Origin of the sequence: Pedobacter psychrodurus, from assembly GCF_004331735.1 — a bacterium.
In the GTDB taxonomy this organism is placed as follows: domain Bacteria; phylum Bacteroidota; class Bacteroidia; order Sphingobacteriales; family Sphingobacteriaceae; genus Pedobacter; species Pedobacter psychrodurus.
Window position 1 is genome coordinate 328,673 of record NZ_SJSO01000004.1, and the last position, 15,481, is coordinate 344,153.

10 protein-coding genes are annotated in these 15,481 nt (G+C 35.7%); 9 read left to right on the forward strand and 1 reads right to left on the reverse strand.

Translation table 11 applies throughout. The features are described 5' to 3' along the window. The first annotated feature begins 25 nt into the window (after positions 1-25). From EZ456_RS06560 to EZ456_RS06590, 7 genes are read left to right on the forward strand one after another with little or no spacing between them, the layout of a single operon-like run. Positions 26-2,653 (forward strand): glycoside hydrolase family 3 C-terminal domain-containing protein, encoded by a 2,628-nt coding sequence (locus EZ456_RS06560; protein ID WP_131528488.1) that lies wholly within the window; start codon positions 26-28, stop codon positions 2,651-2,653. 21 nt (positions 2,654-2,674) lie between these two features. Then, positions 2,675-3,478 carry a sialate O-acetylesterase gene (locus tag EZ456_RS06565; protein ID WP_131528489.1) on the forward strand — a complete coding sequence of 268 codons (804 nt, stop codon included), beginning with the start codon at positions 2,675-2,677 and terminating at the stop codon, positions 3,476-3,478. A 33-nt stretch (positions 3,479-3,511) separates the two neighbouring features. After that, positions 3,512-5,515, forward strand: coding sequence for a glycoside hydrolase family 97 protein (locus EZ456_RS06570; protein WP_131528490.1), 2,004 nt, complete (start codon positions 3,512-3,514; stop codon positions 5,513-5,515). A 6-nt stretch (positions 5,516-5,521) separates the two neighbouring features. Then, the gene (locus EZ456_RS06575) at positions 5,522-7,024 is read left to right on the forward strand and encodes an alpha-amylase family protein (protein WP_205945038.1); all 1,503 of its coding nucleotides are present in this window, start codon (positions 5,522-5,524) and stop codon (positions 7,022-7,024) included. Between the two features lie 17 nt (positions 7,025-7,041). Then, positions 7,042-8,883, forward strand: a complete 1,842-nt coding sequence (locus tag EZ456_RS06580) for a glycoside hydrolase family 2 protein (protein WP_131528491.1) — start codon at positions 7,042-7,044, stop codon at positions 8,881-8,883. Positions 8,884-8,910: 27 nt separating this feature from the next. Then, positions 8,911-10,419: a glycoside hydrolase family 88 protein gene (locus EZ456_RS06585; RefSeq protein WP_131528493.1), complete on the forward strand. Its 1,509-nt coding sequence runs from the start codon at positions 8,911-8,913 to the stop codon at positions 10,417-10,419. A gap of 26 nt (positions 10,420-10,445) precedes the next feature. Then, positions 10,446-12,251, forward strand: a complete 1,806-nt coding sequence (locus EZ456_RS06590; protein ID WP_131528494.1) for an endo-1,4-beta-xylanase — start codon at positions 10,446-10,448, stop codon at positions 12,249-12,251. 555 nt (positions 12,252-12,806) lie between these two features. Here EZ456_RS06590 and EZ456_RS06600 read toward each other — a convergent pair. After that, positions 12,807-13,655: an AraC family transcriptional regulator gene (locus EZ456_RS06600; RefSeq protein WP_165501261.1), complete on the reverse strand. Its 849-nt coding sequence runs from the start codon at positions 13,653-13,655 to the stop codon at positions 12,807-12,809. 141 nt (positions 13,656-13,796) lie between these two features. On the opposite strand from EZ456_RS06600, the gene EZ456_RS06605 reads away from it, so the two are divergent. Together EZ456_RS06605 and EZ456_RS06610 are read left to right on the forward strand one after the other, a co-directional pair. Continuing rightward, a complete protein-coding gene (locus EZ456_RS06605) occupies positions 13,797-14,627 on the forward strand; it encodes a phytanoyl-CoA dioxygenase family protein (RefSeq protein WP_131528497.1) in 831 nt (276 codons plus the stop codon). A 23-nt stretch (positions 14,628-14,650) separates the two neighbouring features. Next, positions 14,651-15,472: a sugar phosphate isomerase/epimerase family protein gene (locus EZ456_RS06610; protein ID WP_131528498.1), complete on the forward strand. Its 822-nt coding sequence runs from the start codon at positions 14,651-14,653 to the stop codon at positions 15,470-15,472. The last annotated feature ends 9 nt before the right edge of the window (positions 15,473-15,481 follow it).

The window sequence follows — 15,481 nt, forward strand, 5'->3', positions numbered from 1 at the left end:
AATATAAAATTTGATTAAAACAGAGATGTCATTTAAAAATATTTTAGCAATAGCTTTTGTAATTTCAATTTTTACCTTCCTTTCATTTTCAATTCAAAAGAAGCATCAATACCCATTTCAAAATAGCACTTTACCAACAGAAGTAAGGGTAGATAACTTAGTTGGCCTGTTAACGCTAGAAGAAAAAATATCTCAAATGGTTAATAATTCTCCGGCCATTAAGCGATTAAACATTCCTGCTTACAACTGGTGGAACGAAACTTTACACGGAGTAGCCCGTAGTTCATACAATGTAACATCCTATCCTCAAGCTATTGCAATGGCTGCCACTTGGGATACAACATCGCTTAAAACTATGGCGAATTACAGTGCAATAGAAGGTAGAGCGATATATAACGATTCTAAAAGACAAGGGAAAACCGGTATATATTTAGGGCTAACTTATTGGACACCTAACATTAATATTTTTAGAGATCCAAGATGGGGTAGAGGACAAGAAACTTATGGCGAAGACCCATACCTAACCGGAACATTGGGAAAAGCATTTGTTAGGGGTTTAGAAGGCGATCATCCAAAATACCTTAAAGCATCAGCCTGTGCAAAACATTTTGCAGTACATAGCGGTCCAGAATGGAACAGAAGTACATTTAATGCCAAAGTATCTGATTTTGATTTATGGGATACCTATTTGCCGGCATTTAGAGATTTGATAGTTGATGCTAAAGTAAGTGGCGTAATGTGTGCATATAATGCTTTTGATGGCCAACCGTGTTGTGGAAGCGATAAATTAATGCAGAAAATTTTGCGTGATGATTGGAAGTTTACAGGTTATGTAACGTCAGATTGTGGTGGGATTAGTCATTTTTGGCGAACACATAAAACTCATCCAAGCAAAGAGGCCGCCGCCGCTGATGCCGTTTTACACGGTACTGATTGCGAGTGTTCAGGCGACCCAACGTATAGGGCATTGTTAAAAGCAGTTAATGATGGCTTGATCACCGAAAAAGAAATCACGACTTCTGTTAAAAGACTTTTTACCATCCGTTTTAGGCTCGGTATGTTTGATGAGGATAAAGAAGTTCCTTTTTCTAAAATTGACACTTCTGTTTTGGAGAGCGCTGCACACAAGACACATGCATTAAAAATGGCTCGCCAGTCGATGGTGTTGTTGAAAAATGAACCTTTCAAGCAAAAATTTGCTAATGTTCTGCCTTTCGGTAAAGGAGTTAAAAAGATTGCACTCGTTGGCCCAAATGCTGATGATAAAACTGTAATGTTGGCCAATTATTATGGTTTTCCATCGTATATTTCATCAGTTTTAGATGGTATTCGCAGTAAAAAAGGTATCGAGGTTATTTACGAGAAAGGTTGTAATCTGATAGATAACAAGGTTTTTAAGCCAAACTGGAAGGGTAATAAATTTAGCTTTGAGGGCAAGCCAGGATTCCAGGTATCATATTTTAAGAATAATAAATGGGAAGGCAAACCAGCTGTTGTTTCAAGAGTACCTAAAATCGACTTCCAATGGGGAGATGGCGAGCAAGTTGCAGAAGGAATTATTGCCAATCAATTCTCCATGCGCTTTATCGCCGATTATAAAGCCGATCAATCTGGAGATGTGGTGTTCGAGCTAAAAGGTGATGATAATGTAAAGTTATTTGTAAATGGTGAAAAGCAAATCGATACGGATTTAAAGGGAGGTTACTATACGCTTAAAGCACAAAAAGGTAAAATATATAAACTCGTGATCGATTACCTGCAGTATAGCGATAACGCAGAAATCGAATTTAACATGGGTACTATCGAAACAGCTAGTCCCGCAACCATTGCATCAAGAGTTAAAGATGCCGATGTGATTGTTTTTGTAGGTGGGATAGCTGCAAGTTTAGAAGGTGAGGCGATGCCGGTATCGGTTGAAGGATTTAAAGGTGGAGACCGTACCAATATTGAGTTGCCAAAAATACAGACCAATATGATGAAAGCTTTAAAAGCCACAGGCAAACCAGTTGTATTTGTAAATATGAGCGGCGGAGCAATGGGTTTTGAATGGGAAGCAGCCAATTTACCAGTTATTTTGCAAGCATGGTATGGCGGTCAGGCCGGTGGGCAGGCCATAGCCGATGTCCTTTTTGGCGACTATAATCCAGCAGGAAGATTACCAGTAACATTTTATAAAAACGTAAGCGATTTGCCAGACTTCGAGGATTATAGTATGGATAACCGTACTTACCGTTATTTCAAAGGAGAACCATTATTTGCATTCGGGCATGGATTAAGTTATACCACTTTTAAATACAGCAACCTTAAAATTTCAAAGTCTCCAAAATCTAATGAAATATTGGTCTCGGTAAATATTACAAATACTGGTAAAATTGCTGGCGATGAGGTGGCTCAACTTTATTTGGCTCACAAGAATAATTCGTATAAAACGCCTATTAGAACATTGAAAGGTTATCAGCGTAATTATTTTAAAGCTGGAGAAACAAAACAATTGCAATTCAAATTGGGCTACAACGAACTCAGCGAAGTGAACAGCCTTGGAAAATTAGAACTTATGAAAGGCAGTTTAGATATAGCGGTAGGCGGTGCTCAACCAAATGCAAAGTTAATTTCGGAAGGCAAATCTATACAAAAACAATTTGTTTTTAACTAGAATACAAAAGCTTAAACTGGTATGAAAAAAATTATATTCTTCATTTTAATACTAAGCCTTTACAGAATTAACTCTTTCGCTGTGGTTCAGTCAAATCAAGATCCAAGAAAAAATATTTGGGTATTTATATTGGCAGGACAATCTAATATGGCAGGTAGAGCTAAAATTGAACCTCAGGATACAGTTACAAATAAAAGGATTTTGCTAATGAACTCCAATGGTAAGATAGCCATAGCAAAGGAGCCTCTACATTCTTATGAACCTGATATGGCTGGTTTAGATTGTGGTCTATCGTTTGGTAACATGCTACTTAAAAATGTGCCCGATTCTGTTTCAATTTTATTGGTTCCCGCTGCGGTTGGTGGTAGTTCAATAGATCAATGGCTTGGTGATTCATTGCATAGGGGAGTAAAATTGTTTACTAATTTTACACAATTGGTAAAAATGTGTGGCCAATATGGACAATTAAAGGCCATATTGTGGCATCAAGGAGAAAGCGATGCCAATCCAAAAAAAGCATTGTTTTATCAAAAAAAGCTTCAAAATTTGTTTGCTAAATTTAGAAGTGAGACCGATAACTTAAAATTACCAATACTAACTGCCTCAATAGGTACCTTTAAGCTGCAAAATACTGATCAAAAGCTAATCAATAAAGCTATAAAAGATAACGCAATAGAAGATCCAAATACTTTTTTGATTAAAACCGATGATTTATCAGACCGCGGCGATGAACTTCATTATGATTCAAAATCACAAAGAAAAATGGGCAAAAGATTTGCAAAGATGTACAAACGGATATTAAAAAATAAAAGGAATATTATATAAAAATTTTACCAATAAATAGAACTTATCTACCCAATGAAATATAAAATCAACTTTATCCTTGGCATCGTTTTTTTAACAAATGTTATCATCGCCAAGGCTCAAACCAAGCTTTATCAACTGCTTTCGCCTGATACAAAAATAGCTTTGAATATCTCAGCAGGGGCTACGCTTACTTACAGCGTAAATTATAATAAAAAGCAAGTTTTGCTACCAAGTAAGCTTTCTGTCTCGCTAGGTGATGGTAAAATATTAGGTGTAAATAACAAAGTTGAAAAAATTTTAAAAAGAAGTGTTGAGCAAGATATCAAACCCCAATATGGGATGGCAGCTAATTACAAAGATGTTTATAATGAAATTGCCATCAAATTTAAAGGTAATTACGAAGTAATATTTAGAGTTTTTAATAATGGTGTGGCCTATCGCTTTAAAACAGCTTTGCCTGGCAGAATTAAAGTAAACGAAGAGCAGATTAACTATCAGCTTACTGCTGATGCTGAGGCGTGGATACAAACCACCAATTCGTTTCAGTTTAGTTACGAAGAACAGTTTTTTAAGAAGAAAATTTCTTCCCTGATAGGTAAGCCAATTGCCTCATTGCCTTTTGTTACAGAGAGTAACGGCATAAAGGTGGCTATTACGGAATCAGATTTATTAGATTATCCAGGTTACTATTTAACCTATGCTGGCAATAACACACTAAAAGGAATTTCTCCAAAATTTATTTTAAAGGATACCACTGGCGGACAAGACAATTTTAATAAGCTTTCTTTATTGGATGCGGATTACATTGCTGAAACAGAAGGTACCAGAGATTTTCCTTGGAGGTTAATGATTTTGGAACAAAATGATAAGGATCTTCTGTACAACAATTTAGTCTATCTACTAGCCAGCGAAAGTAAAATTGAAGATACCTCTTGGATTAAGCCAGGTAAAGTATCATGGGATTGGTGGAATGCGAATAACCTTACTGGAGTTGATTTTAAATCCGGTTTTAACACAGCAACTTATAAATATTTTATCGACTTCGCAGCTGAGAACAAGCTAGAGTACATCATGATGGACGAAGGTTGGAGTGATCAATTCGATTTATTAAAAGTAAACGATGGTTCTGTAGTTACCAGCGGTACAACAGCTTTGTCGGGCACATTAGATATGCCTTATCTGTTTAACTATGCAAAGCAAAAAGGTGTTGGCATTATTCTTTGGTGCGTTTGGCATACCTTAGACAGACAAATGATTGAAGCGTTGGATCAATTTCAGAAATGGGGAGTTAAAGGGGTGAAGGTTGATTTCATGAATCGCGATGATCAAACTGTTGTTCGTTTTTATGAGAGGTTGGCCAAAGAGGCTGCCAAACGTAAAATGATCATTGATTTTCATGCAGCTTATAAACCAACTGGATTAGAAAGAACCTACCCTAACATACTTAACTTTGAAGCTGTGCAAGGGCTGGAATGGAACAAATTTTCTGATGTTGATATTTTAACCCAAGCAACAATTTTACCTTTTACCAGAATGTTGGCCGGACCGATGGATTACACACCTGGTGGCTTGTACAATTCAAATTTATTAGACTATAGAAAGAGCTTTTTCAGGCCAATGACCTTAGGAACAAGGTGTAATCAATTGGCTATGTTTACAATGTATTATGCTCCATTTGAGATGCTTGCAGATGCGCCAACTGCATATCAAAAAGAGCCAGAAATTCTAGCTTACCTAGCTGCGATGCCAAATACTTGGGATGAAACCATTCCCTTAGAGGGTAAAATTGGCGATCATGCAGTCATCGCTAGAAGAAAAGGCAGTACTTGGCATATAGCGGGCTTAAATAATTGGACGGGTAAAAATGTTAAAATTAAATTCGATTTTTTAGATGCAGGAGATTACCAAGCCACCATATTTTCTGACGGCATTAACGCCAACAGAATAGGAAGCGATTACAAAAAAACTACTCAAAAGATTGATAAAGCTTCTTCGCTTGAATTACAAATGGCCAACGGTGGTGGCTTTGCAATTAAGTTAGAAAAGATAAAATAAAAGATGATGGATAATTCAAAAAAAATAGTTGTTTTAATAGGGTTTTTAATTGCTTTTTATAGTTGTAAAGCACAGCAAAACAAAATTGCTGCAGTAAAAAGCGACCAACCAGAATTAGTTGTTTCTTTCCCGTTTTTGGGTAACGTAAAACCTAAAATGGCAAATGAGATTGATTCATCTAATTGGATAATTGGTTGCGAAACCTTGGACCGTGATTTTGCAGATTACGATTCTTACAAAGAATATCTGGTTCCTTTGGGGATCAGAAGGATTAGACTGCAAGGTGGATGGGCTAAAACAGAAAAAATTAAAGGTCAATATGATTGGAAATGGTTAGATCATATTATCAATGATGCCGTAAAACGTGGTCTAAGGCCTTGGCTGCAAATTTCGTATGGTAACCCAATCTACCCTGGCGGAGGAGGTTCTGCATTGGGTGCAGGTTTGCCTCATTCTGAAGAAGCATTAACAGCTTGGGATAATTTTGCCACTTCAATGGTAAGTAGGTATAAAGATAGGGTAGAGGAATGGGAAATTTGGAATGAAGGAAATTTTGGAGATAACCTGCAAAACACCCCTGAGTTTGTTGCTGCAATTAATATCAGAACGATTGACATCATCAAAAAACTACAGCCGAATGCTAAAGTTTCTGGGCTATCCCTAGGACACATCGATTTAAAATATGCAGACCAATTTTTTAAAATTCTAAAGGATAAAAACAAACTGCATCTTTTTGATAATATCACTTACCATGATTATGTCTATAATCCTGATGCTAATGATTTATTGGTAGAAAAGCTTAGGGACATTTTAAAAAAATACGATAGCAAGGTAAAATTAAGGCAAGGAGAAAACGGGGCACCCTCTGGTCCTGGTTTTGGAAGAGGTGCTCTTGGAGATTACAATTGGACGGAGCTTTCTCAAGCAAAATGGAATACACGTAGAATGCTGAGCAATTTAGGTCATGATGTAGAATCGAGTGTGTTTACGATCTCAGATATTGCTTACACTAGCGGGCCTATTAAATTGTTAAACATAAAAGGGCTACTGCAATCAGACTCTACAAAAAAAATAATTCGCCCAAAATTAGCTTATCGATCTGTACAGGTTATTGCTTCAATTTTCGATCATAATTTAGAACGCATTACTGATATACATGCAACTTATGAGCGAAATATTAAAGTAGAAAAAGACGGCRTACGAKATACCAAAGGAACAGATAGAAGTTTAGCTGTTTACGGTTACAGACATAAAAAAACAAAGCAGCAAATTTATACTATTTGGTCTGATGAAGGTATCCCGACAAATAACAATGAAGTAAAGACACTAGATTTTTCCTTTATCAACGGTAATTTCAGTCAACCTGTTGTTGTAGATGTGATTACGGGAAAAGTTTTTGAGGTGCCAAAAAGTAATTGGAGTAAAGAAGGTAATATCTTCAATTTTAAAAAAATACCAATCTATGACGGGCCTATACTTATTGCAGATAAAAGCCTAATCAATTTATAAAAACAATGTGATTTTATATGAAAAAATTTAAAACCCTATTATTAATATCAGTTATTGCATTGTTGCTGATTAACGATGCTAAGGCCCAATCAAATCTAATTACTAATGTGCTAAACAGAAAAACGATTAGTTTAAATGGAACGTGGCAATATATTATCGATCCCTATGAAACAGGTTTTTATGATTATCGCCGGGAGGAAAGAAATGCAAATGATAGAGAAGCATATTGGAATACAGATAAGTTTGATAATAAAACAGATAGAAAAGAATTTGGCTTTATAGATAAATATGCTATAAAAGTTCCAGGAGATTGGAACTCCCAAGACGAAAAATTTGTGTATTACGAAGGAACGGTATGGTATAAAAAATCATTTGATGTTGATTTGGCAACCAGTAACGAAAGGGTTTTTTTGCACTTTGGTGCTGTTAACTACAAGGCAGATGTTTACCTGAATGGTAAAAAATTAGGCATGCATAAAGGAGGGTTTACGGCATTTAATTTTGAAATACCAAAGACACTGTTAAAAGCAAAAGATAATTTTTTAGTTGTTAAAGTTGATAATAAAAGATCCATTGACGAAATACCAACCATCAACACCGATTGGTGGAACTATGGCGGTATTACAAGAGATGTGAACCTAGTTTTTGTTCCTCAAAATTTTGTGCAGGATTATAGTGTGCAGCTTGCTAAAGGCAGTTACGCCGGCAAATTTAAAACCATAGAAGGTTGGATAAAATTAAATACAAAAGGACAGGAAAATGTATGGTTAGAAATCCCAGAATTAAAAATAAAGCAAGAATTAACCATAAATGGAGATAGTGTTGCTTTTAGTGTTAAATCATCTTCGCTACAATTGTGGTCTTCGAAAACACCTAAATTATATCAGGTCATCATCCGTACTAAAAATGAGAAAATCATAGATAAAATTGGTTTCCGTAACATCGAGATACAAGGAGGTAAATTGATACTGAATGGCAAGCCAGTTTTTTTAAGGGGAATATCGGTACATGAAGAAATACCAAACGATGTAAGGCGAGCCTATAGTTATAAAGATGCACAACATTTACTAGGGCAAGCTAAAGAGCTAAATGCGAATATGGTTCGTTTGGCACATTATCCGCATAATGAATACATGACAAGGGCGGCAGATTCTTTGGGTATTATGGTTTGGTCTGAAATACCCGTGTATTGGACAATTGATTTTAAAAGTGAAGAGGTGTTGGCAAAAGCAAAAACACAACTCGAGGAAATGATTACCCGAGATAGAAATAGGGCTAGTATTATTATATGGTCTGTGGGTAATGAAACTCCAGTAAATAAAGAAAGAACATTATTTATGAGCAGGTTAGTGAAAAAGGTAAAAGAAATGGACCAGAGTCGAATAGTAGCAGCAGCTTTAGAAAGTTTTGGCATACAGGGCGTTCAAACAATTGAAGATCCGTTAGGGGAATTTACTGATATCGTAGCTGTAAATCAATATATAGGTTGGTATGGCGGATTACCAGATAATAGCAGAAAAGTAAGTTGGGCAACCAAATATGATAAGCCATTATTTTTTAGTGAAACTGGAGCCGAAGGTTTTTCAGGTCTTCACGCAGATAGTTTAACTCGTTTTTCAGAAGAATTTCAAGAGTGGTACTATAAAGAACAGGTAGGTATGTTTAAGAGGATGCCGGCTAATTTCGCTGGTTTATCGCCATGGATTTTAAATGATTTTCGTTCCCCACGCCGTAATCATCCTGTTTATCAGGAAGGTTGGAACAATAAGGGCCTATTTGACCATAATGGTAAAAAGAAAAAAGCTTTTTATGTATTAAAGGCTTATTATGATGAGATGGAAAAGCTGTACGATAAATAGTGAGATTTTTGCTAAGGAAAATCAGAAATGAATAGAAAAGAGTGGCTTAAATTTTCTGCTGTAGCATTAACTTCTGTATTGGTATCGGATAAACTATGGTCTAAAAATAAGCCTGGTAGTTTAAATTATTTGATGGCAGAAATAACATCAGCACCTTTATTATCGCTTGGGGATAATACAATTCCATTTAATTGGACTGTGGCAGAAATTAAACCAGATAATGTTGGGCTGCAAATGAACTGGAGCCAAAAATTAGAAAAAAATACAGACGCCTATTTTAGATTAACCAGCGCAACTGATATTAGGGAAGAGTGTATTATTGAGTTGTCTCTTGCAAGCACAAAAAGAAAAATAGGGCAATTAGATATTAAGTATGCGCACTATATGCAACCTTTTGAAATAATTATCCCCCCCGTATTAATGCCGTTAATTTTACAGGAAGGAATAACGCTAAAAATGATAAAAGGAACAAAGCCATTTTGGTTTTTTGCATCCACAACAGTTTCAAGCGATGTTCCTAAGGAATTTTTACCTCATTTATTAATTGCAGAAGGAAAGTTTAACAACGATGAATGGAAAAACAGATTATTGTCTTTCGCGTCCATATCAACTTTTGGTTGGATGGAGGGCTGCGTTTTAGATGGTATCTCTTCTTTGTCAAAAAAACACATCAAGGCACAAGAAATTTTAAATTTACATTTAGATAAATATTTTGCAAATAATACGTTGGTGTATGAAAACCTTAACAATAAACGCTCTTTTGAAAAGATAACCACTGTAGAAAGTATTCTTCCATTTGCCATTCTCGCTGCTACGAATGCTCAACATGCCATGTTGCAGCAAGCTATTGATTTTTGTAAAACCCATGCAAATGCAGAAGGAGTAATAGCAGACGAAACTGGAAATAACCGCCGATTAAAAACGGAGGAATGTTATACCATTTCTTATCCATTGGCAATTTTGGCACAAAAATTAAAACAGCCCGAATTAGCACATTTAGCTATAGCAAACTTAAAGGCTAGGGTTCGTTTATTGGCAAAACCTAATTTCATTTATCAAAATGCTAAAGAAAAGGGTAACCCAGAATATGGGAATTGGGCAAGAGGTGTGGGTTGGTACTTATTGGGCATGGCAAAATCATTAGCGGTGCTACCAAACAACGAAGTAACCCAGCTGCTTCGTGCCGAATTGCAAATGGCGGCAGAATTTGCCATCACACACCAACAAAAAAATGGGTTATGGAATAATTTTCTACACCAAGCAGAAACAGGGATTGACACCTCAGGCTCTGCAAGTATTGCCGCTGCTTTAGCTTATGGGGCATCAAAAAATCTTTTACCTAATTCATGTAAACAAGCCGCTTATAAAAGCTGGAAAGGTTTACAGGCGTATTTTACACCAGATGGTTTTTTAAAAGGCACAGCGCAGGTTAATAAAGGAGGTGAAGCTTTACAAAGAAGTGGATTTAGGGTAATTTCTCCTTATACTTTAGGCTTTTTAGGGGTGTTAGAAAACAGCTTAAAGACATATAATTAGAAATAAAATATTAGATAACAATCATCATGAAAATAAAATTTATTATAGCTGGTTTATTTATTATAACGGCCCTAACAAAAGTGTATGGACAAAAAAATCAGTTGTTACAAAAAGAGTTAATCGCACTTAAACCAGTTGATGCATTCCCGTTAGATGCAGCTATAAACTATAGGTTTAACGATGCAAATAAAGATAAACAAGCCAGTGTTTTTAGCGCAAAGAATAGTGAAAATGGTCAACCTTCATTTACTGCCGAAATTTTTTCTGCCACAAACAGTCATTACAATGTTCAATCATCATGGTTAAATGGTAAACCCATAAAAAAAGGAGATGTAATTTTAGCTAGATTGTCTGTAAGATCGATTTATGCTAAGCAGGAATCAGGTGAGGCGGTGCTCTATTTTTATGTGCAGCAAGCAAATCCCCCTCAAGAAAAAAGTATCATGATAGAATTAAGTGTGGGTCCAGAGTGGAAAACAATAGACATCCCTTTTAAGGCATTAAATGATATGCCTGTTGGGGCAGGTTCTATTTGTATATCTTATGGTTCGCTAGCACAAAAGGTAGAAATTTCTGATATAAAGCTTTTAAATTTTGAGAACAAAACCACCTTAGAAAAATTACCAACTACAAAATTTTCTTATGTTGGTAGAGAAGCTAATGCAGAATGGCGTCAAAAAGCTTTAAAAAGAATCGAAGAAATTCGTACTGCTCCACTAAATATACAAGTAAATGATGCTAATGGAATACCTTTAAAAGGCGCCAGTGTAACAGCTCGTTTAGTAGATCCTGAATTTATTTTTGGTACTGCCGCTACAGTAAATTACATGTATAAAAACGATGCAGAATCAAGAAAATACCTAGACTCACTTAAAACTTTGTTTAATGCAGTAACGATAGATAACAATCTAAAATGGCCTGTCTGGATGAATCCTGAAAAAAGGGAACAAACTAAGATTGCCATGAAATGGATTGAAGACAATAAGCTAAAATTAAGAGGTCATAATTTAGTTTGGCCAGGTAAAAAGTTCACACCACCGTACTACGCTAGACAAAAAGACTTCGGACCCAATTTTGCAGACTCCATCCGTAAGCACATTCAGGAAATTGCCACTTTTACCAAAGGCAAGGTTTATGCATGGGATGTGATTAATGAAATGATGCATGAAACCGACTATTTTAAAGTAATGCCACGCAGCCAGGCCGTAGAGTGGTTTAAGCAGGCTAAAAGCATAGATCCTGCAGCAAAGTTGTATCTCAATGAATATAGTATGCTAAATAGTGTGGCAAGTCTAAGGAATATCGATAAATTTTTGGCCTTAATAGATGAATTAAAAAAGGGCGGTGCACCTGTTGAAGCTATTGGTATTCAAGGACATGTAGGCAGGCAACCCCGTGATCCTGCTCAAGTAATTACTGATTTAGATAAGTTTAATGATTTAGGCTTACCAATTCAAATTACAGAATTTGACGTAAACACACCAGATGATGACCTTCAGGCTGATTATACAAGAGATTTTTTAATTGCTTGTTATAGCCATCACTTAGTTACAGGTTTTACCATGTGGGGTTTTTGGGAAAGTGCACATTGGAAGCCAGATGCGGCTATGTATCGAAAAAATTGGACTCCAAAACCAAATGCAGGAGTGTGGAGAGATTTAGTTTTAAAAGAATGGCGAACCAATATCAATAAATTCACTACTGCGGAGGGTAAAATTTCAGATAGAGGGCATCTTGGGCTTTATGAAATTACGGTTACCAAAGATGGTAAAACAGTAAGGATACCTTATCAACTCACTAAAACTTCTAAACCAGTTAAAATAAAATTATAGAACAAGGGTGTATCACTTTATATACTGTAATTACAGATGGAAGGTAAATCACAAAATAAATAAAAGAGGCGAAGCACTATAGAAATGGATTTTAAGGTAATTTCTCCTCCACCTTGGGCTTTCTTGGTGTTTTGATAATTAAATCTAACAGGTAACAATTAAGAAGTTTATTAAACAAAATGATTAAAAGAAGACAGTTTCTAAAGGCTACAGGTGTTATTGGGCTAGTTTAACGGCTGCACCAAGTATTGGATATGCAATCTTTTAGTTGGACAAACCTTTTTCTCAACGTCCTGCCCTTAAAAATAGAAAGTTTGTGAGTAAGGCAATTGAAGATAAAAAGTGAAGTAGGTGGTAAGGCTGATACTTATGTAATTACGGGCGATATAGATGCCATGTAGTTAAGGGATTCTTCGGCTCAGGTTTGGATAGCTAATTAAGAAATTGTTTAAATTTATCCCAAGGGGATGCCTTTGGCATAGGTCAAATTAGCACGTTGGCGTCCCCGCCAACAATAGTATCCTAAACCTAATGGTAATAAATATACCGTCATTTTTAAACAGTTTCTAATACTACGGGTCTTAAATTTTTGCGGTAAACAGATGGTTTTATGCCTTTAACTTTTATAAACTGCTTATTAAAATTTGCAATGGTATTAAACCCGCTTGCATAACTTATTTGTAAAATAGTCTCTTCAGAATCTATCAATGATTGACAAGCGTAACCTATTTTCATTTCATTAACAAATTCTATATATGTTTTCTTTGTTTTTCTTTTAAAATACCTGCAAAATGCGGGTATACTTAAATTGGCAATATCAGCAATCGTTTTCAGGCTAATCTGGTTTCTGAAATTTAAAATGGTATACTCAAAAACCTTATTTATTTTATGATTGGAGAAGTGATTAAATTCTGTAATTGTAGATAATGTGGCTTTTTCGTTTACTCTACTCATTAACAACATACATTGGCAAAGCAAGGTTATCCTTTCAAAACCTGTTGCGCTAGAAAGTGCGGTCATTAGTAAATTTAGCTGCTTATTTATTATTCCTTGAAATTTAAAACCCAATACAGCATCAGCTAACAAAGTCTTTATTTCAGAAAATTCAGGAAGTGCCAAAAAATCCTTTCCTAAAACATCAGGTTTAAAATGGATTACCAGCGCACTGCAGGTTTCAATGTCATCATCTTTTTTAAATTCATGGGGTACATTGGATCCTAAGAAAAATATATCTCCAGCATTAAACTCACCTATATAATTACCAATAAAACACATCCCTTTTCCATCCAATTGCAACACCAACTCATGTTCTTCGTGTTGATGCCATGCTGTTTCAAAATATGGCGAAGTATATTTTCTTGCTACAAAAGAGGCCTGATCGTTTAATGGTAATTTTTGAACCAATGGCCTCATACTATTGTTTTTTTATCATTTTTTAGTTTAACAATTACGAATATGGTCAATATAGTTTAAGTATTAAATAGAAAAGTGGTAGACCATTAGTTTTTTGCAGGATATATTTGAGTAACTAAATATAAATTTGATATGGAAACATTTAAATTAAGCCCACAAGATGAGGCTAATTATAAACAGGATGGTTTTCTTATTGTAAGAAGTTGTTTTTCAGATAAAGAGACCGATTTGCTCTATAAACTAGCAAGTGATGAATCGGTTGTAGATCGGTCTATGGATTTCAACGATATGGCTGGGAACCGAACTCGGCTAACCTTATGGTTTACTCCTGGAAACGATTCCTTTGGATTGATGTCAAGATCTGAAAGAATGGTAAATGCCGTTAAAACTCTTTTGGGGGATAAAGGTGAGGTTTGTCATTTTCATTCAAAGGTAATGCAAAAGGAACCAAAAGTTGGTGGTGCTTGGGAGTGGCATCAAGATTATGGTTATTGGTATAAAAATGGCTTTTTATATCCTGAGGCCATGATTTCGGTAATGGTTGCTTTAACCGAAGCTACCGTAGATAATGGTTGTTTACAGGTTTTAAAAGGAAGCCATTTAATGCAAAGGTTTGAGCATGGTTTTGCAGGAGAGCAACAGGGAGCCGATCAAGCATTTGTCGATGCCGCATCAGCAGTTTGTGATCTTGCATACGTGGAACTTAAACCTGGCGATGTACTATTTTTTCATAGTAATTTGTTACATCGTTCTGCAGCAAATACATCTGAGCAATCACGGTGGTCAATTATATCTGCCTATAACTTAAGTTACAACATCCCATTTAGAGAAAAAAATAAATCTTGCATTACCCCAATTGATATGGTTGCAGATAAATGTTTATTAGAAAGTGGAATAAAAAAGATTAATGGTGCAGATTTTTTATCAAAAGAACAAGAAATTACCTTGCACGTAAAAAAATAACGCTATAATCTTTAAGTTTATAAATGAAACTGAATTTTTTTTGTCCTCGTTGGGGCTGTGAAACATTGTCCTGGGCAGATTTCTTTGTTAAAGTGAAGTCAGCAGGTTATGATGGGGTGGAAATAGGGTTTCCCTATGATTTAAGTGAAATTGAGCGGCATGAAATTTTAAATGGACTTGCAGCGCATAAGCTAGAGGTAATTGGGCAACATTGGCAAACTGTTAATAGCGATTTCGAAGCACATAAGAAAGAATTTGAAAGTCACTTAAAAAGTTTGGTAGAGTTAAAGCCACTTTTTATAAATTCTCAAACAGGAAAGGATTACTATACATTTGACCAAAACCTCAAGCTTTTTGCCATTGCAGATCAGATAAGCGCTAGTTCTGGTGTTAAAATTCTCCATGAAACACATCGTGGTAAATGGTCATTTGCAGCACATATTGCTCAATCCTATTTAGAGCTTAACCCTAAATTAAGGATTACGCTTGATATTTCTCATTGGTTTGCCGTTGCTGAAAGCCTTTTAGAAGATCAGGAAAAGGCTGTGCAAATGGCTATTTTAAAAACCGACCATCTACATGCAAGGATAGGATTTGAGGAAGGTCCACAGGTAATGGATCCTAGATCACCAGAAAATGAACGTATATTGCTTAGGCACCTGCAGATATGGGATAGGGTAATTTCATTGAAAAGAGAAAATAAGGAAACCCATTTTACCATTACGCCAGAATATGGTGCCCCACCTTACCAACATTTAATGCCATTTAGTAACTTGCCCATTACCAATCAATGGGATATAAATCTCTGGATGAAAGATCTTTTAAAAGAGAGATATTCAAAATAGAGATTTCCA

What these genes read in the sequence shown, in the direction of transcription:
- EZ456_RS06580 (WP_131528491.1), top strand. Translation starts at nt 7,042, where the DNA reads ATGAAAAAATTTAAAACCCTATTATTAATATCAGTTATTGCATTGTTG.
- EZ456_RS06605 (WP_131528497.1), top strand. Translation starts at nt 13,797, where the DNA reads ATGGAAACATTTAAATTAAGCCCACAAGATGAGGCTAATTATAAACAG.
- EZ456_RS06570 (WP_131528490.1), top strand. Translation starts at nt 3,512, where the DNA reads ATGAAATATAAAATCAACTTTATCCTTGGCATCGTTTTTTTAACAAAT.
- EZ456_RS06585 (WP_131528493.1), top strand. Translation starts at nt 8,911, where the DNA reads ATGAATAGAAAAGAGTGGCTTAAATTTTCTGCTGTAGCATTAACTTCT.
- EZ456_RS06610 (WP_131528498.1), top strand. Translation starts at nt 14,651, where the DNA reads ATGAAACTGAATTTTTTTTGTCCTCGTTGGGGCTGTGAAACATTGTCC.
- EZ456_RS06565 (WP_131528489.1), top strand. Translation starts at nt 2,675, where the DNA reads ATGAAAAAAATTATATTCTTCATTTTAATACTAAGCCTTTACAGAATT.
- EZ456_RS06590 (WP_131528494.1), top strand. Translation starts at nt 10,446, where the DNA reads ATGAAAATAAAATTTATTATAGCTGGTTTATTTATTATAACGGCCCTA.
- EZ456_RS06560 (WP_131528488.1), top strand. Translation starts at nt 26, where the DNA reads ATGTCATTTAAAAATATTTTAGCAATAGCTTTTGTAATTTCAATTTTT.